Below are 24,596 nucleotides of genomic sequence, written 5' to 3' on the forward strand. Positions count from 1 at the left end.
TGCTTTGCCGGTGCCGGCCCCTTTCGCGGGCAAGCCCGCGAAAGGGGCCGGCACAGACTGAATTCAGTCGTCTGTAGCCTTGATCGACTTGGGCGACAAACGCAGGCTGCGCAAACTGCGTTTCACGCTTTTCAGGTGGTTGACCAGGCTCGGCCCACGCGCCATGGCCACACCCATGGCCAGTACGTCGATCACCACCAGGTGGGCAATGCGCGAGGTCAACGGGGTATAGATTTCGGTGTCTTCATGCACGTCGATCGCCAGGTTGACCGTCGACAACTCGGCCAGCGGTGTCTGGCTGGGGCACAGGGTAATCAGGTTGGCCCCGCTCTCGCGTACCAGGTTGGCGGTGATCAACAGGTCCTTGGAGCGGCCGGACTGGGAGATACACACGGCCACATCGCCCGGCTTCAAGGTCACCGCCGACATGGCCTGCATGTGCGGGTCGGAATACGCCGCCGCGCTCAGCAGCAGGCGAAAGAACTTGTGCTGGGCATCTGCCGCTACAGCCCCCGAGGCACCAAAGCCGTAGAACTCCACACGCTGGGCCTGCGCCATGGCGCTCACCGCCTGCTGCAGCGCCTGCGGGTCGAGGTGCTCGCGCACCTCCATCAGGGTGTGCAGGGTGGTGTCGAAGATTTTCAGGCTGTAGTCGGCGACCGAGTCGTCTTCGTGGATGGCGAACTGGCCGAAGCTGGCCCCGGCGGCCAGGCTCTGCGCCAGCTTCAGCTTGAGGTCCTGAAAGCCCGTGCAACCGATGGCCCTGCAGAAACGCACGATGGTGGGTTCGCTGATACCTACGCTGTGCGCCAGGTCGGCCATGGAGCTGTGCATGACGGCAGCCGGGTCGAGCAGCACGTGGTCGGCCACTTTCAGTTCCGATTTGCGCAGCAGGTGGCGCGATTGGGCGATATGTTGCAACAGATTCACGGGCTGGACTCGGTTATGATCGGCTGGCCGGGTTGTAGCTTTCTTGTAGTTATACTACATGGACGCCAACCCGCCCAGTTAAACGAACGTGGAGAGTGGTGGTTTGACTATTCCTTGCGACATTCTGGTATTCGGCGGCACCGGCGATCTGGCCCTGCACAAACTGCTTCCGGCGCTCTACCACCTGTTCCGCGAGGCCCGCCTCAACCCTGCAGTACGCGTCATCGCACTGGCCCGCCGCAACCTGCCACGCAATGACTACCTGAAGCTCGCCGAGCGCCACTGCCGGGCACAGGTTGCCCGTACCGACTTTGACGAAGAAGTGTGGCAGCGTTTTTCCGCACGCCTCGACTACTTCCCCATGGACGCGTCACAGAGCGCCGACTTCGGCCGCCTGGCGCGCTACCTGGGTGAACCCGGCGGGCTCACGCGCATCTTCTACCTGGCCACCGCACCCAAGCTGTTCGTCCCCATTGCCAACCACCTGCACACCGCCGGCCTGGCCGACGGCGAAGCACGCATCGTGCTGGAGAAGCCGATCGGCCACTCGCTGGAGTCGGCCACCGCCATCAACGAAGCGATTGGCGCGGTGTTCGAAGAAACCCAGGTATTCCGTATCGACCACTACCTGGGCAAGGAAACCGTGCAAAACCTGATGGCGCTGCGCTTTGCCAACGCCCTGCTGGAGCCGGTGTGGCGCAACAACCAGGTCGATCACGTGCAGATCAGCGTGTGCGAAACCCTGGGTGTAGAGAACCGGGGCGGCTATTACGACAAGGCTGGCGCGATCCGCGACATGCTGCAAAATCACTTACTGCAGTTGCTGTGCCTGGTGGCGATGGAGCCGCCCGCGCAGTTCGAGGCCGAAGCGGTACGCGATGAAAAAGTGAAAATACTGCGCGCGCTCAAGCCGATCACTGGCCAGGACGTGCAGGACAAGACGGTCCGTGGCCAATACGGCCCGGGCCGCATCGGCGGCCAGGAAGTGCCGGCCTATTACTTCGAAAAAGACGTCGACAATGACAGCGACACCGAAACGTTCATCGCCATCGAGGCACACATCGACAACTGGCGCTGGGCTGGCGTGCCGTTTTACCTGCGCACGGGCAAGCGCATGGCACGGCGCTCGTCGCAAATCGTCATTCAGTTCAAACCGGTGCCCCATGAGCTGTTCAACGGTGGCCAGGTGAACCAGCTGCTGATCCAGTTGCAACCAGAGGAACGCATCAGCCTGCGCATGATGACCAAAAGCCCAGGCAAGGGCATGCGCCTTGAGCCGGTCGACCTCGACCTGAACCTGGCCCAGGTTTTCAGCCAGACCCGCCGCTGGGAGGCTTACGAGCGCCTGTTACTGGATGTGCTGGAGGGCGACTCCACGCTGTTCATGCGCCGTGATGAAGTAGAAGCCGCCTGGGCCTGGATCGACCCCGTGATCAAGGGCTGTGAAGAACACTTCCAGGCCCCACGCCCGTATGCGGCTGGCAGCAACGGGCCAGAGCAGGCTACCAGCCTGCTGGCACGCCATGGCAGGGTCTGGCATAGCTGAAAAGTTTCATGCTGTGGCTGGGCTGGGGCTTGTTGCACGCTCTGGTCGGAAGGCGCATTTCGCCCTTCGTACTAATGGAGCTGCAGACATGATCAACAGCAAGAACTGGAAAGCCCAACATGACAGGATGCCCCCAGGGGCGCGGGTGCGGGTTGCAGGTACCGTCACCGTCGCCAACCCTGGCGTCGACCCCGTGCTGGTCAAGCGCGACGGGCAACCGGGTACCCTGGCCCTGGACCTGGAATTGAAATCGGAAGGCGGCAGCTTCATCCAGGTGCTGTGTGACAAGGAGGTGCATTTCGAGATGCCAACCGGCACTGAAGCCATCGCCAGCGTGAAAATTTTCCACGAAGGCACGCTGCTTGCCGAGATCGACGAAATCCTGATCACTGCTTGATTTCGCTGACAACCGCCACGTCGGCTTGCACGCCCGGCGCGGCGGCCTTGCGCATGCACCGTTCGGCGCTTGGGCAGGTGAGTATTTATACAGTACCATTTACCCCTTCCCTGCCGCGCCCTAGAATGGCCGGATGCACACAGACGACCTCTCCCTCCTGCTGAACTCCCTCAACGATGCCCAACGCCAGGCCGTAGCGGCCGCGCTTGGGCGTCAACTGGTGCTTGCCGGCGCCGGTTCCGGTAAAACCCGCGTGCTGGTGCACCGTATCGCCTGGCTGATCCAGGTAGAGCAGGCCTCGCCGCACTCGATCCTGTCGGTGACGTTCACCAACAAGGCCGCCGCGGAAATGCGCCAGCGGATCGAGCAATTGCTGGGCATCAACCCAGCTGGCATGTGGGTCGGCACCTTCCACGGCCTGGCCCATCGCCTGCTGCGGGCACACTGGCAGGAAGCGCGGCTGGTGCAGAACTTCCAGATCCTCGACAGCGACGACCAACAGCGCCTCATCAAGCGGGTGATGCGCGAGCTGGGCCTGGATGAACAGAAGTGGCCGGCCCGCCAGGCCCAGTGGTTCATCAACGGCCAGAAGGACGAGGGGCTGCGCCCGCAACATATCCAGGCCGGTGGCGATCTGTTCCTGGCCACCATGCGCGAGGTGTATACCGCCTACGAGCAGGCCTGCGAACGCGCCGGGGTGATCGACTTTTCCGAGCTGCTGTTGCGCGCACTGGACCTGTGGCGTGACCACCCCGGCCTACTGGAGCATTACCAGCGGCGCTTCCAGCACGTGCTGGTCGACGAGTTCCAGGACACCAACGCCGTGCAGTACGCCTGGCTGCGCCTGTTGGCGCGCGGTGGCGCCAGCCTGATGGCGGTGGGCGATGACGACCAGTCGATCTACGGCTGGCGCGGCGCCAAGATCGAGAACATCCACCAGTACACCGCCGACTTCCCCGACGCCGAAATGATCCGCCTGGAGCAGAACTACCGCTCCACCGGCGGCATCCTCAAGGCTGCCAACGCGCTGATTGCCAACAACAGCGGGCGCTTGGGCAAAGAGCTGTGGACCGACCTGGGTGAAGGCGAACCCCTGACCCTGTACGCGGCCTACAACGAGCACGACGAAGCACGCTACGTGGTGGAAACCATCGAAGGCCTGATCAAGCAGGGTAACGCGCGCAACGACATCGCCATCCTGTACCGCTCCAACGCCCAGTCACGGGTGCTGGAAGAAGCCTTGCTGCGCGAACGCGTGCCGTACCGCATCTATGGCGGCCAACGCTTCTTCGAGCGCGCCGAAATCAAGAACGCCATGGCCTACCTGCGCTTGATCGAAGGGCGTGGCAACGATGCCGCACTGGAGCGGGTAATCAACGTACCCCCACGCGGCATTGGCGAAAAAACCGTGGAAGCCATCCGCGAGCACGCCCGCCACAGCCAGCTTTCCATGTGGGGGGCCATGTGCCAGCTGATCACCGCCAAGGCGTTGAAAGGCCGCGCCGCCAGCGCATTGGGGGCCTTCATCGAACTGATCGAAGGGCTGGCTGCCAAGGTTGCGGACATGCCGCTGCATACCATGACCCAGACCACCATCGAGCAGTCCGGGCTGATTACCTATCACCAGGAAGAAAAGGGTGAAAAGGGCCAGGCACGGGTAGAAAACCTTGAGGAACTGGTCAGCGCAGCGCGCAACTTCGAATCCACCGAAGAAGATGCCGACCTCTCTCCGCTCTCGGCTTTCCTCGGCCATGCTTCGCTGGAAGCCGGCGACAGCCAGGCGGACGAACATGAGGACAGCATCCAGCTGATGACCTTGCACAGCGCCAAGGGCCTGGAGTTCCCCTACGTATTCCTGGTCGGCATGGAAGAAGGGCTGTTCCCGCACAAGATGAGCCTTGAGGAACCTGGCCGCCTGGAAGAGGAACGTCGCCTGGCCTATGTCGGCATCACCCGTGCGATGCGCCAACTGGTCATGACATATGCCGAAACACGCCGCCTGTATGGCAGCGAAACCTACAACAAGGTGTCGCGCTTCGTTCGCGAAATTCCACCGGGGCTGGTTCAGGAAGTACGCCTTTCCAACAGCGTCAGCCGCCCGTTCGGCGCCCCCAAGACAGCCACCAACAGCCACCTGTTCGACAATGCCAACATCCCGCAAACCGCCTTCAACCTCGGCCAGCGGGTGCAGCACGCGGTGTTTGGCGAAGGTGTGATCCTCAACTTCGAGGGCTCCGGCGCCCAGGCACGGGTGCAGGTGAATTTTGCCGAAGGCAGCAAATGGCTGATGCTGGGGTATGCCAAACTCGAGGCGATCTGACGCCTGTGCCAGTACCGTTCCTTGCAGTGGCTGCCTTTTTGGGGGCGCGCTCAAGGGCGGTGGTGCCGGCGTTGTAACATTCAGGCAAAAGCTGGAAACATTATGTCGCTGGTCATGTGCCCGGGAACCTGTGCACCATGACGCGCGTGCAATCCACAACAGGGGATATCCCAATTATGCAACGTTTTCTTAGCATCGCACTGGCGCTTTGCGTCGGCCTGACGCTGAGCCTGGACGCCAACGCCAAGCGTTTCGGCGGCGGCAAGAGCTCGGGCTCCGCGCCTATTCACCAGACCCGCCAGGCCACACCAACCGCGCCAGCCGCCGCGCCGACCGCACCTGGTCGTGCCGCCCCGGCCGCCAGCGGTGCTTCGCGCTGGTTGGGCCCACTCGCTGGCCTGGCCGCCGGCGGCCTGCTGGCGTCCATGTTCATGGGCGACGGTTTCGAGGGCTTCCAGATCATGGACTTCCTGATCGTGGCGCTCATCGCCTTCCTGGTGTTCCGCTTCATTGCCGCGCGTCGTCGCCAGCAACAACCGCAAATGGCCATGCCAGGCCACGCGCCGATGCAGCGTGAAGCCCACGGCCAGCCTGCACAGCCGTCGGTGTTCGGTGGTTCGGCCGCGCCTGCCGCCGCCCCGGTGATCAACGCACCTGCCTGGTTCAACGAACAGAGCTTCCTGGCTGCCGCTCGCAACCACTTCCAGTCGCTGCAGCAGCACTGGGATGCCAACGAGATGGACAAGATCGCCGAGTTCGTCACGCCGCAGATGCTTGAGTTCCTCAAGCGTGAGCGCGCCGAGTTGGGTGATGGCTTCCAGTCCACCTACATCGATAACCTCGAAGTGCAACTGGACGGCGTCGATGACCGCCCAGACCGCACCGACGCCACCCTGACCTTCCGCGGCGTGTCGAAAAACTCGCGCTTCGACCAGGGCGAACTGTTCAGCGAAAGCTGGCACATGGTGCGTGCCCCAGGTGAGAACCAGCCTTGGCTGGTAGCCGGTATCCGTCAAAACAGCTAACCGCTGCGCGCCGTACCAAGAACCCCGGGCTTGCCCCGGGGTTTTTGCTTTTGTCAGAGTGGCCTACTAGGGTATAACGCGCAAAGTTGTCATCTAGGTCAGAGGAAGTGAACCGTGGAAGAAGTGATCGAACAACTCCGTGAAGCCAACGAGCCGGTGCCGGTACCTTTGGAGCTTCCCGATGAGGACCAGCTGGTAGAGATAGAAGAGCAGCTGTTCATCAACATTCCATACGTGTTCAAAGAGTTTTTGCTGACTGTGAGCGATGTGGTGTACGGCTCACTGGAGCCTGTAACTTGTACCGATCCACAGTCGCACACCTACCTGCCCGAGGTGGCAGCCAACGCCTGGGATGCGGGCGTACCGCGTGAGCTGATCCCGTTGTGCCAGGACGGCGCCAACTACTACTGCGTAGAGGAAGATGGCACCGTGGTGCTGTGGGATGCCGAGGAAGAGCTGGTCGGTGAGGACAGCTGGGAATCGGTATGGCACTGGGCACGGGATGTGTGGCTGGAAAGCTGATCTTCCCCACCAATTCCGGTGCAGCGGCGCCTACAGGTACCCACAACGGCCAAGCGTGTGGTGAACCGGTAGGCGCCGCTGTCGCTGCGGCCGGGTGGCACTCAGTGCGAGTTCTCGCGGCTGTTCTCCAGCGTTTCCAGCAAGGCGATCTGCATGCGCGTGTGCACGCGAATGAGCCAGCGCCACAGCAAGGCCACCACCACCGCAGCGACCACGGCAATCACCAACAGCAATTCGTTGGTCGGCAAGATGCTCGCTGACAATGCCGACAGCAGCAGGAAAATCACCAGTAACGACAACAGCGGAATCACTTCGGCAATCACCCGCCGCACCCGCTGGGTATGCCGCCCGGCCATTTCCGGCTTCACGCCCATCTCGGCCAGCAGCATCGACAGCGCCTTGAGCTTGCGGTAGGCCGCGATCAGGAACGGCAGCGACAGCAATAACGCCGCGCCCCAGATCATCGCCTTCTGCTGGCTGATGTCGCTGACCCATTCGCTGAGCCAGTTACCGATGCGCCCGGCAAAATAGCCGCCGCTGAAGAAGATCGCGATCACCAGCGCCAGGTTCACCCCAACCTGCAGGAGGATGCGCCGGATCATTGCCGCGAGCATGGCACCCTCGCCCTGCGGTTGAATGTTGCGCAACCACTCGCCATACAACGACAGCACCCGCGCCAGGCGCCCGGGCACGACATTGCCCAGTTTTTGCGAAAGCGGGTCGGCTGCGCGGATCAGGTAGGGCGTAAGCAGGGTGGTGATAGCCGATACGGCGACCGCCACGGGGTACAGGAAGTCGCTGGTTACCTGCAGGGTCATGCCCAGTGCGGCAATGATGAAGGAGAATTCGCCAATCTGCGAAAGCCCCATGCCCACGCGCAGCGAGGTACGCCCATCGTTACCGGCAATGAACGCGCCCATGCCGCAGGACACCATCTTGCCCAATACCACCGCCAGGGTAATGACCACAATCGGCCAAGCGTATTCGACCAGCACCTGCGGGTCGATCATCAAGCCGATGGCGACGAAGAAAATGGCGCTGAACAGGTCGCGTACGGGTTCGATCAGGCGCTCGATCTTCAGCAACTGGCGTGACTCGGCCATGATCGCGCCAATCAGGAAGGCGCCCAGGACCATGCTGTATTCGAGCTTGACGACCAGCAGGCAGAAGCCGAAGCACAGCCCCAGCACGGTAATCAGCAACATCTCGTTGCTCTCGAACCGGGCCACGTAGGCCAGCAGGCGCGGCACCAGCAGGATACCGATGACCAAGGCAACGATCATGAACAACGACAGCTTGCCGACAGTGGAGAATACCTCCCCCGAGCTGACCGTGCCGCTGACGGCGATACCTGAGAGCAGGGCAATGATGCCAATGCCAAGAATGTCCTCGACGATGAGCACGCCAAAGATCAGCTGGGCAAAGCGCTCGTTCTTCATCTTCAGGTCGTTGAGCGCCTTGACGATGATGGTGGTCGAGGAAATGGCCAGGATGGCACCCAGGAACAGCGAGTCCATGGTGTTCCAGCCAAACCAGCGGCCGATCTCGAAGCCGATCCAGATCATCAGCACAATTTCGAGGAACGCCGCGATGAATGCCGTGGCGCCCACCTTGAACAACTTGCGTAGGCTGAACTCAAGCCCCAGGCAGAACATCAGGAAGATCACCCCCAGCTCGGCGAGGGTCTTGATGGTGTCTTCGTCGTGGATAAGGCCGAATGGCGGGGTGTGCGGGCCGATGATGAAGCCGGCGACAATATAACCAAGCACGACCGGCTGTTTGAGGCGGTGAAACAGGATGGTGACCACGCCAGCGACCAGCATGATGACTGCCAGGTCCTGGATGAAGCTGATGGCATGCATGGCGTGATACTCCTTTTCTCGTCTTTTATGAATGCCTGGGCAAACCGCTCCTCTGCCGGGGCAAACCTGAGCGAGCAGCAAGTACATACTGTATTGAATGCAGGAACGCCCATGGTGCATGGGCGTACTCAGGTTAACATCGCGATCGGCTGCAAAAAGCCGGCGCAATATGCAGAAACAGATCGGCTGGAAAAGCGCCGCTGATGGCATGATCAGCGTGACCGCTACGCCCCCGGCAACGTCCCGTAGCAACGAGGCAAATTCACAAGAGGGAAAACCCGTGTCAGCAGATCACCCCCTCCATTCGCCCGATTCAGCGCAACCTAACCGTGAGCACCTTATGGAACCTGGAAACGCCCAGCTGAGCATGACCGTCCTGATGACCCCGGACATGGCCAACTTTTCTGGCAACGTACATGGCGGCACCCTGCTCAAATACCTCGACGAAGTGGCCTATGCATGCGCCAGCCGTTATGCAGGCAGCTATGTGGTGACATTGTCGGTGGACCAGGTGATCTTCCGCGAGCCGGTACACGTGGGCGAGCTGGTGACGTTCCTGGCGTCCGTCAACTACACCGGCAATACCTCGATGGAAGTGGGCATCAAAGTGGTGACCGAGAACATTCGCGAGCGCTCGGTGCGCCACTCCAACAGCTGCTTCTTCACCATGGTAGCGGTGGACGACAATCGCCGCCCTGTGCCGGTACCGCCGCGTCAGCCGCAAAGCAGTGAAGAAAAGCGCCGCTTCCTGCAGGGGCAGCAGCGCCGCCAGATCCGCCAGGAACTGGAAAAGCGCTACCAGGACCTGAAAACCGACGCTATTTAAAACGCCAGCGACTGCGCTTCGAAGCGCACACGCGGGTGGGCGATGCGATCCTGGGCCCGTACCAGCTGCAGTTCGTAGCTGGCACAGGCCTGGGTTTCCAACAGCACTTCATGCACCGCGGCGGCAGTGAACTCGAATGCCTGCACCCAGCTGTCGCCCAGCAATACCCTGGCCAGGAACAGCCCGGAAGTCAGGTCGCCGACCCCCACTGGCTGACGCGGAAACGCCAGCAGCGGGCGCCGCAGGTGCCAGCAGTCCTGGGCCGTCACCAGCGGCATTTCGAACTGGTCCTCGCACCGCCCGGGGTAGGCCAGGTGCTTGACCACGACCACCTGCGGCCCGCGCTGCAGCAAGCTGCGCGCCATGTGCACGCAATCCTCCAGCGACTGCGCGCGGCGCCCACAGAAGCTGTCCAGCTCCAGCTGGTTGGGGCACAGGATGTCGGCCTTGGCCACCGCTTCGTCGAGCAGGAACTGGCTGACCTCTGGCGGTACGATGCAACCCTTCTCGGCGTGCCCCATGACCGGGTCACAGAGGTACAACGCCTTGGGGTTCACCGCTTTGATCCGCTGTACCCCGGCCAGAATCGCCCGCCCTTGTTCGGCACTGCCCAGGTAACCGGAAAGCACCGCATCGCAGTGCCCCAGTTCACCGATGTTGGAAATACCTTCGACCAACGCAGGAATTTGCGCTGGAGCAAGCACATCGCCCGCCCACTGGCCATACTGTGTGTGGTTGGAGAACTGCACGGTATTGAGCGGCCACACGTTGACCCCGATCCGCTGCATGGGGAACACCGCGGCGCTGTTGCCGGCGTGGCCGAACACCACATGGGACTGAATGGCGAGCAGGTGCGGAGTACGTTTCATGCGGGTGTTTTCCAAAGCTGTTTCAAAGAATGGTGCGCAACGCAGTATGAACTCGATTGTCACCTGTACGACAGGCCAGGGACGCAGTTAAGCTGGATCTACCTGTTTGGAGCATAAGCAAATGTTGACCCTGGAGAACCTCTTCGTCCTGATGCTGGTAGCCACGGCAGGCGCCTGGTTGTGGCACAACCATGGGTTGCGCGAGAAAGCCCTGGAACGGGTCAAACAGCATTGCGCCAAACTGGACCTCGAGTTGCTTGACGACGCCGTGGCGCTCAAGCGCATCGGCTTTGTGCGCGATGCCAATGGCCGCAAGCGCCTGGCCCGCATCTATGCCTTCGAGTTCACCGTCACTGGCGAGCAGCGCCACCCCGGTAGCGTGACACAGTTCGGTGCGCACAGCGTGCAGATAGAACTGGCACCCTACCCGTTCGAGATCAAGACCCCGCCGCGCACCGACAACGTTATCGAGATGCAGCAGTGGCGCCAGGAACACAACCGCTGGCGAAACTGATCAGCTGATGCGGCACTCGCGCAAGCCGGCCTGCAGCGCCGGTTGCGACTGTGGCTGATCGAAAATCAGCTCGATGCGGCTGTCCCTGCGCCACTCGCTGGGCTGCCAGGCGGGCAGACTCCCATTCAGCCCATTGAAAGCCTGCCACCCCTCCGGGCTGTGGATAACCCCCTTGGCGCGCCGCCAGGGTAAATTCTGCAAGAACGTGCTTAGCCGCTGTGGATAAAACTGCTGGCTGGGGTGCCAGCGCCAGCCAATACTCCAACCACCCTCACCTTGCTGGGCCAGGCAGACCGGCTGGGTGGGGTCGGCCCAGACCGTACCTGGGGTTATTTCCAGATTGTCGACAATCCTGACGGCGGAAAGCGGGCTGTCAACAATCTGTGAAGGTGCCTGGGGTAGGCCACGAAACGCTACTTCACCCTGCACCGCCCACAGCACCATCCTGTCGCTAAATTTATTACTTATCAACAACTTAGATGATTCATCCACAGCCTCTGACTTATTCAGAATCACACATTCGCAGGCGTTCAACGCCTGCTGTTGCGCATCGGTAAGCCGCTGGTTGCGAACCACCGCTTGAGCATCCAAAACCATGACAAGTGGCTGAATTGTCAGCACTCCAGCCCATGGCGCTGCCTGCAGCTGTGCCTGCAATTGCAACGGGTGACCCAAACCTGAAGGCTCGATGAACAAACGGTCAGGGCGTGATTTGCGCAATAGACGCCCTAGCCCGACCTGAAACGGCATACCGTTCACGCAGCACAGACAACCACCGGCCACTTCACCAATGGCAACACCGTCTTCATCCCGGCTGAGCAACGCCGCATCCAGGCCAACCAAGCCGAATTCATTGATCAGCACCGCCCAGCGCTCATTGGGCGGCCGCTGCGCCAGCAAATGGCGGATCAGGGTGGTTTTACCGGCGCCGAGCGGGCCGGCAATCACGTGGGTAGGTATGTTCTGCAGCATGGCCTGGTTCAAACAGTGGCAAAGCCTAACTATGCGCCGTCAGGCCAACCAGTCAAGGCTCAGCAGCAGACGCCCCTGCTGGCCCGAAGGCGAGCGGTGAACCAGACCTGCGCCTTCGTTGCCTTGCCATTTCTCGCCCTTGAGCAGCGCGACATCACCGGCTTGAAGGGTTTGAATTTTATCCACAGGGGGCTGTGCTGTGTGTAACTCTCGCCGGGGGCTGATTGCCTCAGGCAACCATTCACTGCCCGGCCCCACGTAGGTTGTGAGCAAGCGCAATGGCACGTTATCCACATGGAAGCGCGGACACATGGGGCCATCCAGCACGCGCAGGCGTAAACCCACACGGCGCGCACCCACCAGGCAGGTGTAGGCCGCGACCAGCCAGGTCACATCGGCTACAAATGACTCATAGCCATGCAGGTCAGCGGCTTCGCGCAGCAGGTCCGGCAGGACCGGCGCGTGCTGCTCGTGCACCTCGATTACCCGTTGGTCGGTCAGAGGCTGGCCAAGGCTGAGTACCAGTTCGGCAAAGTCCTGCAACTGCGCCGGCAGCCGCCGCCGCCACACGGCCAGGTTGACACCATCCTGCAGGACCTCAGCCAATGTTTGCGGCGTTTCGCCAAACACCTGAAAGATATCCACAGGCCTGAATGCCAGGCTCATGCTGCGGACTCCGCATGCCACGGTCCGAACGGATCGGGCAGCCGCAACCAGCCCATATGCCCAAGCTGCATTTCCTGGTCGGTCAACAGGCACGCGTCAAGGGATGTGGATAACTTGGCAAAGTCGATGTTCTGCCCAATGAACACCAATTCCTGCCGGCAATCGCCGGTTTCAGCGGTCCAGTGTTTAAGGATTGCACTGGTGTTATCCACATCCTCAGGCCACTGGTCGCGCGGTACGAAGCGCCACCAGCGCCCCGCCAGCCCATGGCGCATCATCCCGCCCGCTTGCGACCAGCTACCGGCTTCCTGGTACTTGCTGGCCAACCAGAAAAAACCTTTGGAACGGAGCAAGCGGCCGTTGGTCCAGTGCGTGTGGATAAAGTCGTAGAACCGTTGGGGATGCAGCGGGCGCCGCGCTTGCCAGGTCATGGCTGCAATCCCGTACTCTTCGGTTTCCGGTACGTGCTCGCCGCGTAGCTCCTGCAACCAGCCTGGCGCCTGAGCCGCCTGGTCGAAGTCGAACAGGCCCGTATCGAGAATGCGCTCCAGTGGCACCTGGCCCATGACCATCGGCACGATCTCTGCCCGCGCATTGAGACTGCGCAAAATGGCCACGAGCTCTTCGCGCTCATGCTGGCTGATCAGGTCGATCTTGCTCAGCAGCAGTACATCGGCAAATTCCACCTGTTCGATCAGCAGGTCGCTGATCGAGCGCTCATCGTCCTCGCCCAATGTTTCGCCACGGCTGGCCAGGCTATCTGCAGCCTGGTAATCGCGCAGGAAGTTCAGGCCATCGACCACCGTGACCATGGTGTCCAGCCGGGCCATGTCGGACAAGCTGCGGCCTTGTTCGTCGCGAAAGGTGAAAGTCTCTGCTACCGGCAGTGGCTCTGAAATGCCCGTGGACTCGATCAGCAGGTAGTCAAAGCGCCCTTCTGCGGCTAACCGCGCTACCTCTTCCAGCAGGTCCTCACGCAGGGTGCAGCAGATGCAGCCGTTGCTCATCTCGACGAGCTTTTCTTCAGCGCGGTTGAGGCTGACGTTGCGCTGCACCTCGCTGGCATCGATGTTGATTTCGCTCATGTCGTTGACGATGACGGCAACCCGCAGGTTGTCACGGTTACGCAATACATGGTTGAGCAACGTGCTTTTGCCGGCACCCAGAAAGCCGGACAGCACAGTAACGGGAAGACGATTGGACATGGCGAAACCCCTTCAGGCGAGCGCATTCGAAACGATGCATTGCACAATGTTATAAAGTAACAATACAATTTCGCCAAGTCGTTCTCGACGGACGAATGCTCACCAGGGACAAAACATGAAACTGTCACGCGCCATGGCATTGGTGTTGTTCGCCATGCCCACCTCACTGGTTGCCATGCCGCAGAGCACTGCACTGGCGTTGTGTACCCGCAGCGCCACGCTGCTCTCCTGCCAGGACGGCAAAGGGAGTTACTACAGCGTACGCACACACGGCACTGAGCTTTACCTGCGCGGTTTCGACTCGGTCACGCGGCGACTATGGGCTCAAACCAACAGCCGTTACGGTTCGTTGACCTTCTTCACCGGCCTGGCCAGTGATGGCGAAGCCTGGGTGGGTTACAGCCGCCGCGTAGGCTGGACCACGTTGAACCGGGTGTCCAGTTCCAGCGGGCAACGCTTCAATTTGCATTGCAGCATGATCGGCGGCTGCCGCTGACACCTTTTTCTGTGGAAACCCCAATGAACCAGCACACGCTCCCCGATATCGCCTCACAGACTCATGCATTCGCCTTGCCACTGAACTGGGTGGGCATGTGTGGCATAGCCCTGCCCGTGCAGTTCGAAGGGCGCCCCGCTGCTGCCACCGTCGACGCAGGCGTCAGTCTGATAGACGGCCATTCACGTGGCATCCACATGTCGCGGCTCTACCTTGCATTGGAGGCCCTGGAAAACCAGCCCCTTACGCCGCTGGCAATTCGGCAGCTTTTGGCGGATTTTTTGACCAGCCACGAAGGGCTGTCTTCCGCTGCTTATCTGCGCCTGGGCTTTGATCACCTGCTTAAAAGACCAGCCTTGATCAGCCCATTGGCAGGCTGGAAGAGCTATCCCGTGACCATCGATGCACGCATCGAGAATGAAATGTTCCACGTGGAACTATCCGTTTGCGTGCCCTATTCGTCCACCTGTCCATGTTCGGCGGCGCTTGCCAGGCAACTGATACAACAGCAGTTCCAACAGCAATTCCCCGCGTCGCAGGTCGACACCGCGGCGGTACTGAACTGGCTGGGCACTGCCAAAGGCATCGTCGCTACCCCACATAGCCAACGCAGTAGCGCGAAAATTCAGGTACGGCTGCGCAGCAGCCAGCGTGATCTGCCGATTACCGAGCTGATTGATTGCATCGAAATGAGCTTGGGCACAGCGGTACAGACTGCGGTCAAGCGTGCAGACGAACAGGCCTTCGCTTTAGCCAACGGGCAAAACCTGATGTTCTGTGAAGATGCTGCCCGGCGCCTGCACCAGACGCTGCGACAATTGGAGTGGAGTGCTGCTTTCAGGCTGCGGGTGGAACATGCAGAAAGCCTGCATGCCCACGACGCTGTTGCCACCAGCCAGTGGCAGTGGGACCTCAACTGCGCGGTTTGACCGTGCCGCAATCACTGCCCAGCCACACCGCACGGGTGTTCATGCTGCCCTGCTGCTGAACACCCGACGCGTTGAAGGTGCCGCTGACCTGGGTGGTGAACTCCCGATCACTGAGGAACGTCGCCTGGCCACTGCCCTGTGCCTTCGGGCAACTGAACTCGAACTTCCACACGTTGCCGGTACGGTCAGTGATTTTCTGCGTGCAACCGGATTTGGGATCCTGCAGCGGGATGTCGTTGGTCGCCACCTGTTCGGCGGTCAGGCAGGAACGCACGCCATTACCAGCCACCGTCACCCCTTGTTTGGCCAGCACGCCTTCCATCATCGCGCGCTGCTCCGGCGGCAGGTTCTTGAGCTGCCCCAGCATGAACCCCATGTCAGGTAACGGCTTGCCATCGACCTGCATGTTGCTGGTGGTCAGCTCCCACAAACCCGGTTGAAGCATCTGGGCATGCACCAGCGGGCTGCTCATACCGAGGACAAGGGCCAACAGTGGCAGACGAATCTTCATGGGTGAACACTCCTGAAAAAAGCCGGCCAAGCGGGCCGGGCTGAGCCTTAGACGCCAAAACCATCCGCAGGTTGCAAGGTGTACCGGGAACGTGTTCTGTTAGCCAACAGTACTCGGTGAGCAGGATGCATATGGATTACCACAGCCCCTATTTCTTTGGTTATGTAATTGGCCTGATTCATCTACTGGGTATCGTAGCCGCACTGCATGCGTTGTTCACGGTGCGCACGGCCCAAGGCGCAATTGCCTGGGCGATGCCGTTGTTCTTCATTCCTTATTTCACCCTTATACCGTACCTGGTGTTCGGCGCCCGTTCGTTCAATGCGTATATCAAGGCGCGGCGCCAAGCCAACCAGGAAATGCACGTTGCAATGGCCAACCTCAACTGGCGACCATGGGTTGAAGAAGCCCTGACCGCCCGCGAGTCGGAAAGCTACGCCGCGCTACGCGCCATGCCAAAACTGGGGCGCATGCCTTGCCTGGCGAACAACCAGGTGAAGCTGCTGATCAATGGCAAGGCCACCTTCGATGCCATTTTCGCGGCCATCGAAAAAGCCCGGGATGTGGTGCTGGTGCAGTTCTTCATCATCCATGACGACAAACTCGGCAAGGCGTTACAGCACCTGCTGCTGCGCAAGGCGGCTGAAGGGGTTCAGGTTTTTGTGTTGTACGACCGTGTCGGTAGCCATGCCTTGCCAGCCAGCTATAGCCAGGCGCTGCGTGATGGCGGCGTACAGGTTCACGCTTTCGCCACCCGGCGTGGTTGGTTCAACCGCTTTCAGGTCAACTTCCGCAACCATCGCAAGATCGTGGTGGTGGATGGCTTGGTCGGTTTCATCGGCGGGCATAACGTAGGTGACGAGTACCTGGGTGAAGACCCGCAGCTTTCACCGTGGCGCGATACCCATGTGCAGATCGGCGGGCCAGTGCTGGCCTGCCTGCAAGAGTCGTTCGCCGAAGACTGGTACTGGGCCTCGCGCCAGCTGCCGCCGCTGATTCTGCCAGATGCCTACCCGGACGACGGCGTGCTCTGCCAGGCCTTGGCCAGTGGGCCGGCGGACCCACAGGAAACCTGCGCACTGTTCTTCCTTGAAGCCATCCACTCCGCCACGCGCAGGGTGTGGATAACCACCCCCTACTTCATCCCTGACGAAGCGGTGTTCGCGGCATTGCGCCTGGCAGCACTGCGAGGGGTGGATGTGCGCGTATTGATCCCGGCACGCCCCGACCACCGGGTTGTCTATGCCGCCTCCAGCCTGTTTGCCTTCGAAGCGGTACGCGCAGGCGTACGCATGTTCCGCTACCAGCCGGGTTTCCTGCACCAGAAGGTGGTACTGGTAGATGACGAGGTGAGCGCAATCGGCAGTGCCAACCTGGACAACCGTTCATTCCGCCTGAACTTCGAGATCACCCTGCTGACGGTCGACCGTGGCTTTACCGACCAGGTGGAACGTATGTTGAATGAAGACTTCGAGCAGGCGCGCGAGATAACCGTTGAGGACAGCCGCGACACCCACCGGCTACAGCAATTGGGGATGCGCATTGCACGCCTGATATCCCCAATCCTGTAACCGGTACCGCCGGCCAGAGGTAGGTGTCAGCGGTACAGATCCTCGCGTGTCCAGGGCAGGTCGTGATGCCCGTCGGCATAGGGCTTCACTGCCAGAATCTGGTGCAGGTTGATCCAGCCCTTCTGGAACGCATAGGCACATCCGGCCAGGTACAAACGCCAGATGCGCAGGGTTTTCTCGGGTACCAGTGCCGCCGCCTTGTGCAACTGGTTCTCCAGATTCTCGCTCCAGTGGTGCAGGGTCTTGGCGTAGTGCAGGCGCAAGCTCTCCACGTCCACCACCTCCAGCCCTGCTTCGCAGATGCTGGCACTGATCATCGACAGGTGGGGCAGCTCACCATGTGGGAACACGTAGCGATCGATGAACTCGCCTGCACCTCGCCCCACCGGCCGACCATCCACATGCTTGGCGGTGATGCCGTGGTTCATCACCAGCCCCCCTTCCCTCACCGCACCGAACAGCTTCTGGCAATACAACGCCAGGTTGGCATGGCCGACATGCTCGAACATGCCCACGCTGACAACCTTGTCGAAGCGGCCGTCTTGCGGCAGGTCGCGGTAATCGAGTATCTGTAAATCGACCTTGTCGCTCAGACCCTCTGCCTTGACCCGCTGCCGGCCGAGCTTCAACTGTTCTTTGCTGAGGGTGATGCCGAATACCTTGGCGCCATACTCACGGGCAGCGAAACGCGCCAGCCCTCCCCAGCCACAGCCCACATCGAGCAGATAGTCGCCCGCATCGAGCCGCAGCTTGCGGCACAGGTGCTCGAACTTATCCTGCTGCGCCTGATCGAGGGTATTGTCCGGCTCGCGAAAATAAGCGCACGAGTACACCATGTCCTGGTCCAGCCACAGCTGGTAGAACTCATTGGAAACGTCGTAGTGATAGGAAATGGCCTGGGCGTCGGTGGTCTTGTCATGCGCCAGGCGCTGGGGCGGCGTGTCGTCTTCGTCGGTAAGCAGTGCCTCACTCAGCTCATCGCAAACGCGTATGGCCTCACCGATATCGCCTTCCAGCTCCAACTTGCCTTCGACGAATGCCGTGCCCAACTGGTCCATGCTCGGGTGGGTCAGCTGGTTGATCAACTGGGGTTCCCTGACCAGTATGGTGACCTGCGGGCTGGGCCCGAGATCGAAGTGGTTGCCGTCCCAAAGTTTCAGCCGCAGCGGTAGATGCAAGCTCTGCAGTGCCGGTGGAAGTTGCGCAAGCATGAACGACCCTCCTATCCGTAATTGGCCACGACGCCCGAAATTTCGAACGTCGTCGAATCAGAGTAGTTCATCCATGGGATGTTTCCTCCCGATCAGACCATGGTCTAGACCCTGCCGCGCTGGTATGCGCAGCGAATTGTATACAATTCCACGAGCTCAGCCTAACCTAATGCCCCTGTCGCGTTTCTACATCCCTGGAGTTGAACCATGAAGACCTATGACGTGGTGATCATCGGCGGCGGCCCTGGCGGCTACAACGCAGCCATTCGCGCTGGCCAACTTGGGCTAAGTGTCGCCTGCGTGGAGGGCCGCTCGACCTTGGGCGGCACTTGCCTGAACGTCGGCTGCATGCCGTCCAAGGCACTGCTGCATGCTTCCGAACTCTACGAAGCCGCCAGCGGTGAGGCGTTCGCCCACCTCGGCATCGAAGTCAAACCTACGCTGAATCTCGCCCAGATGATGAAGCAGAAGGACGAGAGCGTGGCCGGCCTGACCAAAGGCATCGAGTACCTGTTCCGCAAGAACAAGGTCGACTGGGTCAAGGGCTGGGGCCGCCTGGATGGCGTCGGCAAAGTGGTCGTGAAGGCGCAGGACGGCAGCGAAACCACGCTGCAGGCCAAAGACATCGTCATCGCCACCGGTTCCGAGCCGACGCCGCTGCCAGGCGTGACCATCGACAACCAGCGCATCATCGACTCGACCGGCGCGCTGTCGTTGCCGCATGTGCCCAAGCACCTGGTCGTCATCGGTGCCGGGGTGATCGGCCTCGAATTGGGGTCGGTGTGGCGCCGGCTGGGTAGCCAGGTCACGGTCATCGAATACCTCGATCGCATCTGCCCTGGCACCGACAGCGAAACCGCCAAGACCCTGCAGAAGGCATTGGCCAAGCAAGGTATGGCGTTCAAGCTGGGCAGCAAAGTGACCCAGGCGACCGCCAGCGCCGACGGCGTGGCCTTGACCTTGGAGCCCGCAGCGGGTGGCGCGGCAGAAACACTGCAAGCCGATTATGTATTGGTGGCGATCGGTCGCCGCCCCTATACCAAAGGCCTGAACCTGGAAAGCGCAGGCCTGGAAACCGACAAGCGCGGCATGCTCGGCAACGAACACCACCGCACTTCAGTGCCCGGGCTGTGGGTAATCGGCGACGTCACTTCCGGGCCGATGCTGGCGCACAAGGCAGAAGACGAAGCAGTGGCCTGCATCGAGCGCATCGCCGGCAAACCGCATGAGGTCAACTACAACCTCATCCCTGGCGTGATCTATACCCGGCCGGAGCTGGCCAGCGTGGGCAAGACCGAAGAGCAGCTCCAGGCCGAAGGGCGTGACTACAAAGTGGGCAAATTCCCCTTCACGGCCAACAGCCGCGCCAAGATCAACCACGAGACCGAAGGCTTCGCCAAGGTGCTTGCCGATGCCAAAACCGACGAAGTGCTGGGTGTGCACCTGGTGGGCCCGAGCGTCAGCGAAATGATCGGTGAATTCTGCGTGGCCATGGAGTTCTCGGCTTCGGCCGAAGATATCGCCCTCACCTGCCACCCCCACCCCACCCGCTCCGAAGCGTTGCGCCAGGCAGCGATGAATGTGGATGGCATGGCCATGCAGGTTTAACGCGAGGTTTTATTGTTCTTCGAGGGGAAAACGCCCCTGACCAGGTGCCCCTACACAGCGACTACGCCGAAGGCTGGCAGGTTATCCACCAAGGTTGAGCGCACGATCCCACGATGCTGCCGCATTACCGGCACATCGTGGGGTTGGCATCACGGGCCTACAACGCGCCGAAGCGTACCTCCACCGACAGGCTTCCCTGGTTATCGCCAAGGCCTGCGCCGTAGCGCCCGGTCAGATCGTCATTGATGCACAACTGCAGCTCATCCTGCTGGCCTCTTGGTAACTGCGCCTGGTTACCCACTAGGAATGGCACACCATTGCTGCCGATACGGCCGATCAACGCCCCTTCGTTCTGCCCGGGCAGCGTGTAACCCGGCTTGGCGATCAACCCTGAATGGCCCTGCGCCACAACCATGCCGGTGGCCGGGTTGGCTGTCCACTGCCCGCCCGTGCAGACCGCCAATTGCCAACTGTGCCCATTGACCTGCATACCCGTGCCTTGCCAGGCCTGGTTTGCCTGGACCTGGACAGTACGCTTGAGCAGGTCGCTGGCGACCACGTCAGCAGCCTGGAAGGTCAGTGCGGTGATGGTCAGGGTCGGGTTCGCCGTGCCCGTGGTGGGGAAGACACCATCACCCACCAGGAACAGGTTGGGGTGGTCCCAGCTGCGCTGGTCTTTGTCCACTACCGAATTGCTGCGGTCCGAGCCCATGCGGTAGGTGCCCATCAGGTGGCCAGCGCCGAAGAACGCGTAGTTCTGGCCGTCGTACTGGAACACCGTTTGGGAGCCGGGCTTGAGTTCAGGTCGGTCAGCTCGGTGGCGCCCATCAGCTCAGTGATGATATGCGTGGCGGCCAGGCGCGCCTGCTTGAAGCCCTCCTTGGTGTAGTCGGACAGTTCGTAGCTGATCTGTGGTCGCGGCAGACCCAACCCGTCGGTGAGCTCCGGCGAGCTCTGCACCCGACACTGCGCATTATTGGGGTCTTTCTCCACTTGCTCGATCAGAAAGCCCAGCCGAAACTGCCGGGTCATCAAGCTGTTGAGCTGCTGCACCAACGCCTGGCCAGACAAGGCCAACTTGCCAGGGTTGGCGCCACCGTTGTTGGTGCCGTCGATAAAATCGCAAACCGAGGTGTAAGGGTCGCCGACCGACCAGTTCCAGCCCTCGTTGCCAATCTCGATAAGCCAGGCCGCACGCTGGCTGCGGAACGGCCCATCGCGCATGTCCTCGATCCCCGAAGTGGACAACGGCCCGCGGAACGGAAACAGCGGCTTGCCTTCAGGCATCAGCCCCCAAGCCAGGTAAACGGGGTGATCGGCCAACGCCTGGCCGACCTGACCGCTGCTGTTGGCGACCCCCTTCGGACTGTTCGGGCTGACCGAGTTGAGCAGCAGCTTGGGCGTCTCGAGGGCGTGAGCAGCGATCACGTAACGTTTGCCTTGGGCCGAGCCGTTCTGGCGCGTGCCGTCGTTTTGATACTGGATGAAATCGATACCCGTGACGCCCTGGGCATCGACCTGCACCCGGCTCGCCACGGTTTGGTAGAGAATGCGCACATTGCCGGTGTCCAGGGCCTTGGCCATGGTCACAGTCGCGTCGTACTTGGCCTGAATCGGGCAAATGGGTGTGCAGCTGGTATTGCCAGCACACACTCGCCGGCCGTTGTCGTTCTGCGAGTTGCGCCCGGCCGGTGTCTGCCTGACGTTGAGAGTGACACCTGGGTATGGCTTGCCGTCGGTGGCCTTTTCCGGACTTTGGTACACCGTACCCGTGACATGTTGGCCCAGGCCCTGATCGACCAGTGACGGCGGGATACCGTGCATGCTGTATGCGTAACCATTGGGGAAGGTCACGCCAAGGTAGCTCTGCGAGGCAACGTCGGCGGACACGCCCATTTCCTCTTCAGCACGGCGGTAGGCCGTTTGCAGGCCATCGTAGCTGATCGGCCAGTCGACGCCGACGTTGTAGGCAGTGCGCATCCGAAAATCGTTGGGCAGCAGGCGCAGAGCTGTGCCCATCCAGTGCCACATGGTGCCGCCGCCGACCCTTTCGTAGGTGCTGGCGAACAGTTGCGGCCCCTTCTGTACCAGGTAGCTCTTCTGCACCTTGTTCGGGTCTTCGCTACCAGCACCTGCGGTAAGCGGTGACATGCGCGTCAGCACGGATCTCACCAGGGAACAGCAAAACCCCTTGGTTTGCTCATTAGCCTTTGCATGTTGGGTTTACTCGCCAACTAGCTCGCCTTCGGCATCTGGAATGGCCTCGTCGGCCTGTTCGGCTGGGACCTCGGTGGTCTTCTGGTGCTCCAGTCCGCTGCTGTCTAGTAGAACCTCCGCGAGGCGTGCCGAGAAAAACTTGTCGAACGGCTCGAGCTCCTGGTACTCCTCCGGCGCTACCATCAGGGCAATCAGGCGCCCGATAAGGCCGCAGATCCAGTCTGCTGCCTGGATCGTCTGGAACAGGTGGCTTTCTGCCTGGATGGGCGGCTCAATCAGCGTCCGGCACTTCTCGGAGGCGTCCTCAAACATGGCCAGCGTGCAGACTTCGACGTTTTTTTCCCGCCACTCGTTGCCGGCGCGCTGCTCATCGAGCATAAGCATGAAAGTGGAGTCGGCCTGGGCACAAAAACGGTCAATTTTGCGCACCGACTGCAGGAGCTGCCGCTTGAACGTCTCGGTTGAGTTGTGTGCATCAGGATCGATGACCTTGTGCACGCCTGTGTAGAAGACGTAGCCGCCGACCTTCTTGATGTGCTTCAAGATCCAGAACGTAGCCCGGCGTAGCTCCGGGTATTTGACAACGTTGCGCAGGGCGTAGAGCTGGGACCCCTTCTTTTCCCACTGGTACGCCGGCAGGCCTCGAGGGTTGTCGTTGTCGAGGTCGTACTTCAGAAGCTGGCATTTCAGCTTGAAGAAAAAAATAGCAAACTCGCGGATTTCGGTAGCCGGGAGTATCAAGCCAGCGAACCCAAAGGCGGGGTGTGTTTTGTACTGCGGGTGGTTGCGCGAGACGTATTGGCCGACGTGTCCGAATTCGTCCAGGTAAGCGACGTAATGCGTCATATCTGCCGGATCCCTTGCCCCAGAATCGAGTAGGAGGCGGGTTCACACCCGCCGTCCTCTCACACCACCGTGCGTACGGTTCCGTACACGGCGGTTCAGGCTATGCGGCTAAGCCGGTTGATCGTATCCAGTATCGAGACCAGTCCGAGTCGATCCCATAGCTTCTTCGGCAGCGCCTGATTCATATGAGATGCTCCCGAGTTCCACCATGGGCCTCGACCATTAGAGGCTGATTTGCAGGCACGCTCTTCACTTAGACCCAGGCGCATCAGGTTGCGCACCCTCGTAGAGGGCTGCTTCCATTGGCGCCAGATGGCACAGCGGAGTTTGTGCCTGAGCCAGCCATCCAGTTCCTCAAGTGGCCGTTTGCTCTGGCTGAGCTTGAAGTAACCCGCCCAGCCTCGTAATACAGGGTTTATCCGCTCGATGGTATTTGCCATCTTGCGACCCCGTGCACCGCGTAGCAGCTCTGCGAGCCGGTCGCGCAGGCGACCCAGGCTCATCGTTGCCACCCGCAGCCTTGGCTGCTGATGCCAGCTCATCCCATAGCCCAAGTAGTCACACTTCCAGGCTCTCGCGACTCGACTCTTCTTCTGATTCACCGTCAGTTTCAAACGTTGGTTCAGGAAGCGCTCGACACTGACCAGTACTCGCTCGCCAGCCCGAGGACTGCGCACATAAATGTTCGCGTCATCGGCATAGCGCACGAAGCGATGGCCCCGCCGCTCCAGTTCGCGGTCAAATTCATCGAGCAGGATATTCGACAGCAGCGGCGAGAGCGGGCCGCCTTGCGGCGTCCCTTCCTGCCGTGGGCTAACGACACCACCTGACATGACTCCCGCTTCAAGGTAGCGACGGATAAGCCTAAGTACGCACTTATCTTTGACCCGGCACTCGATACAGGCCATGAGGATGTCGTGGTTGACTCGATCGAAGAACTTTTCCAGATCGATTTCCACGCACCACCGATGTCCCGATGCCACATGGGCACGGGCCATCTCGACAGCTTGATGTGTGCTTCTGCCCGGACGGAAGCCATAACTGTAGTCCGAGAACAGTGGGTCGAAGATGAGCGTGAGCTGTTGCTGCAAGGCTTGCTGGATCAAGCGATCCACGACGCTGGGGATTCCCAGTTGCCGTGTGCCGCCCTGCGGCTTGGGAATTTCAACCGCTCGCACTGCTTGTGGATGGTATTCACCGGCCAGTAGCCTGGCCTTGAGGGTTGGCCAATACTGTTTCATGTAGCCCGCCAAGTCAGCGACCGTCATGCCATCGGCACCCGGCGCTCCCTTGTTGCTGACCACGCGTTGATACGCACGTCTGAGGTTGGCCGGTGCAAGCACCCGCTCCATCAGCGTGTCCGGCTCCGCGTTCGTCCACGTCGCTGACGCCGCCGGCACCTTTGCACTGTCAGGCATCACCCTCGGCTTCTGGCCGGGATTCGGGATGACAGTTTCCGCTGTGGGAAATTTCTGCATTACGGCTACCAACGAGACAGTGACGCCTACTAGCGGCATAACCTGTTCGGCCCTTGGTGGCGCGGTTATCCGCCA

General features: G+C 60.9%; 22 protein-coding genes and 1 pseudogene. 12 read left to right on the plus strand and 11 right to left on the minus strand.

Annotation, left to right across the window (positions count from 1 at the left end; genetic code table 11):
• Positions 1-63 precede the first annotated feature (63 nt).
• The gene (gene hexR / locus L1P09_RS24990; protein WP_192441307.1) at positions 64-930 is read right to left on the minus strand and encodes a transcriptional regulator HexR; all 867 of its coding nucleotides are present in this window, start codon (positions 928-930) and stop codon (positions 64-66) included.
• A gap of 103 nt (positions 931-1,033) precedes the next feature.
• Between hexR and zwf the strand changes: the two genes are divergently transcribed.
• From zwf to L1P09_RS25015, 5 genes are all read left to right on the plus strand, one after another.
• Positions 1,034-2,476 carry a glucose-6-phosphate dehydrogenase gene (gene zwf, locus L1P09_RS24995; protein ID WP_197884907.1) on the plus strand — a complete coding sequence of 481 codons (1,443 nt, stop codon included), beginning with the start codon at positions 1,034-1,036 and terminating at the stop codon, positions 2,474-2,476.
• 88 nt (positions 2,477-2,564) lie between these two features.
• On the plus strand, positions 2,565-2,873 hold the full coding sequence (locus L1P09_RS25000) for a hypothetical protein (protein WP_235768269.1): 309 nt from the start codon (positions 2,565-2,567) through the stop codon (positions 2,871-2,873).
• Positions 2,874-3,006: 133 nt separating this feature from the next.
• Positions 3,007-5,193: a DNA helicase II gene (uvrD, locus tag L1P09_RS25005; RefSeq protein WP_235768271.1), complete on the plus strand. Its 2,187-nt coding sequence runs from the start codon at positions 3,007-3,009 to the stop codon at positions 5,191-5,193.
• A gap of 176 nt (positions 5,194-5,369) precedes the next feature.
• The gene (locus tag L1P09_RS25010) at positions 5,370-6,218 is read left to right on the plus strand and encodes a Tim44 domain-containing protein (RefSeq protein ID WP_054904314.1); all 849 of its coding nucleotides are present in this window, start codon (positions 5,370-5,372) and stop codon (positions 6,216-6,218) included.
• Between the two features lie 114 nt (positions 6,219-6,332).
• Positions 6,333-6,740, plus strand: coding sequence for an SMI1/KNR4 family protein (locus L1P09_RS25015; RefSeq protein ID WP_009683533.1), 408 nt, complete (start codon positions 6,333-6,335; stop codon positions 6,738-6,740).
• Between the two features lie 101 nt (positions 6,741-6,841).
• Here the strand turns inward: L1P09_RS25015 and L1P09_RS25020 are convergent, their stop codons facing one another.
• On the minus strand, positions 6,842-8,602 hold the full coding sequence (locus L1P09_RS25020) for a cation:proton antiporter (RefSeq protein ID WP_009683534.1): 1,761 nt from the start codon (positions 8,600-8,602) through the stop codon (positions 6,842-6,844).
• Here L1P09_RS25020 and L1P09_RS25025 point away from each other — a divergent pair.
• Positions 8,597-8,806: a hypothetical protein gene (locus tag L1P09_RS25025; RefSeq protein ID WP_125854445.1), complete on the plus strand. Its 210-nt coding sequence runs from the start codon at positions 8,597-8,599 to the stop codon at positions 8,804-8,806. The genes L1P09_RS25020 and L1P09_RS25025 overlap by 6 nt on opposite strands.
• A gap of 136 nt (positions 8,807-8,942) precedes the next feature.
• The gene (locus L1P09_RS25030; protein ID WP_009683536.1) at positions 8,943-9,428 is read left to right on the plus strand and encodes an acyl-CoA thioesterase; all 486 of its coding nucleotides are present in this window, start codon (positions 8,943-8,945) and stop codon (positions 9,426-9,428) included.
• Here L1P09_RS25030 and pdxY read toward each other — a convergent pair.
• Positions 9,425-10,297 (minus strand): pyridoxal kinase PdxY, encoded by an 873-nt coding sequence (gene pdxY, locus L1P09_RS25035; protein WP_235768272.1) that lies wholly within the window; start codon positions 10,295-10,297, stop codon positions 9,425-9,427. The genes L1P09_RS25030 and pdxY overlap by 4 nt on opposite strands.
• A 121-nt stretch (positions 10,298-10,418) precedes the next feature.
• On the opposite strand from pdxY, the gene L1P09_RS25040 reads away from it, so the two are divergent.
• Entirely contained in the window at positions 10,419-10,811 is a 393-nt protein-coding gene (locus L1P09_RS25040; RefSeq protein ID WP_009683538.1) for a DUF3301 domain-containing protein, read from the plus strand.
• Here L1P09_RS25040 and L1P09_RS25045 read toward each other — a convergent pair whose 3' ends face one another.
• Genes L1P09_RS25045 through zigA form a run of 3 tightly spaced genes read right to left on the minus strand, consistent with a single transcriptional unit; the run spans position 10,812 to position 13,654 of the window.
• Positions 10,812-11,783 (minus strand): CobW family GTP-binding protein, encoded by a 972-nt coding sequence (locus L1P09_RS25045; RefSeq protein ID WP_192441317.1) that lies wholly within the window; start codon positions 11,781-11,783, stop codon positions 10,812-10,814.
• Between the two features lie 39 nt (positions 11,784-11,822).
• Positions 11,823-12,449, minus strand: coding sequence for a DUF1826 domain-containing protein (locus L1P09_RS25050; RefSeq protein ID WP_192441319.1), 627 nt, complete (start codon positions 12,447-12,449; stop codon positions 11,823-11,825).
• Positions 12,446-13,654 carry a zinc metallochaperone GTPase ZigA gene (gene zigA, locus L1P09_RS25055; protein ID WP_192441321.1) on the minus strand — a complete coding sequence of 403 codons (1,209 nt, stop codon included), beginning with the start codon at positions 13,652-13,654 and terminating at the stop codon, positions 12,446-12,448. Before zigA ends, L1P09_RS25050 begins: the two co-directional genes overlap by 4 nt.
• Positions 13,655-13,769: 115 nt before the next feature.
• On the opposite strand from zigA, the gene L1P09_RS25060 reads away from it, so the two are divergent.
• Positions 13,770-14,150, plus strand: coding sequence for a hypothetical protein (locus L1P09_RS25060; RefSeq protein WP_054913670.1), 381 nt, complete (start codon positions 13,770-13,772; stop codon positions 14,148-14,150).
• A 23-nt stretch (positions 14,151-14,173) separates the two neighbouring features.
• Positions 14,174-15,079 carry a GTP cyclohydrolase FolE2 gene (gene folE2, locus L1P09_RS25065; protein ID WP_235768273.1) on the plus strand — a complete coding sequence of 302 codons (906 nt, stop codon included), beginning with the start codon at positions 14,174-14,176 and terminating at the stop codon, positions 15,077-15,079.
• On the opposite strand, the gene L1P09_RS25070 is transcribed toward folE2, so the two are convergent.
• The gene (locus L1P09_RS25070; RefSeq protein WP_009683544.1) at positions 15,063-15,590 is read right to left on the minus strand and encodes a DUF3617 domain-containing protein; all 528 of its coding nucleotides are present in this window, start codon (positions 15,588-15,590) and stop codon (positions 15,063-15,065) included. The genes folE2 and L1P09_RS25070 overlap by 17 nt on opposite strands.
• A 131-nt stretch (positions 15,591-15,721) precedes the next feature.
• Between L1P09_RS25070 and cls the strand changes: the two genes are divergently transcribed.
• A complete protein-coding gene (gene cls / locus L1P09_RS25075; protein ID WP_235768276.1) occupies positions 15,722-17,161 on the plus strand; it encodes a cardiolipin synthase in 1,440 nt (479 codons plus the stop codon).
• A gap of 26 nt (positions 17,162-17,187) precedes the next feature.
• Here cls and cfaB read toward each other — a convergent pair whose 3' ends face one another.
• Positions 17,188-18,372, minus strand: coding sequence for a C17 cyclopropane fatty acid synthase CfaB (gene cfaB / locus L1P09_RS25080; protein ID WP_235768278.1), 1,185 nt, complete (start codon positions 18,370-18,372; stop codon positions 17,188-17,190).
• Positions 18,373-18,579: 207 nt separating this feature from the next.
• On the opposite strand from cfaB, the gene lpdA reads away from it, so the two are divergent.
• Positions 18,580-19,980 (plus strand): dihydrolipoyl dehydrogenase, encoded by a 1,401-nt coding sequence (gene lpdA, locus L1P09_RS25085; RefSeq protein WP_235768280.1) that lies wholly within the window; start codon positions 18,580-18,582, stop codon positions 19,978-19,980.
• Positions 19,981-20,137: 157 nt separating this feature from the next.
• Here the strand turns inward: lpdA and L1P09_RS25090 are convergent.
• From L1P09_RS25090 to ltrA, 3 genes and pseudogenes are all read right to left on the minus strand, one after another.
• A pseudogene (locus L1P09_RS25090) lies at positions 20,138-22,110 on the minus strand (GMC oxidoreductase); the annotation flags it as partial.
• Positions 22,111-22,203: 93 nt separating this feature from the next.
• On the minus strand, positions 22,204-23,043 hold the full coding sequence (locus tag L1P09_RS25095) for a DUF3800 domain-containing protein (RefSeq protein ID WP_235768281.1): 840 nt from the start codon (positions 23,041-23,043) through the stop codon (positions 22,204-22,206).
• 95 nt (positions 23,044-23,138) lie between these two features.
• On the minus strand, positions 23,139-24,560 hold the full coding sequence (gene ltrA / locus L1P09_RS25100; RefSeq protein WP_222186725.1) for a group II intron reverse transcriptase/maturase: 1,422 nt from the start codon (positions 24,558-24,560) through the stop codon (positions 23,139-23,141).
• Positions 24,561-24,596 lie beyond the last annotated feature (36 nt).

Origin of the sequence: Pseudomonas juntendi, assembly GCF_021560075.1 — a bacterium.
Taxonomy (GTDB): domain Bacteria; phylum Pseudomonadota; class Gammaproteobacteria; order Pseudomonadales; family Pseudomonadaceae; genus Aquipseudomonas; species Aquipseudomonas juntendi.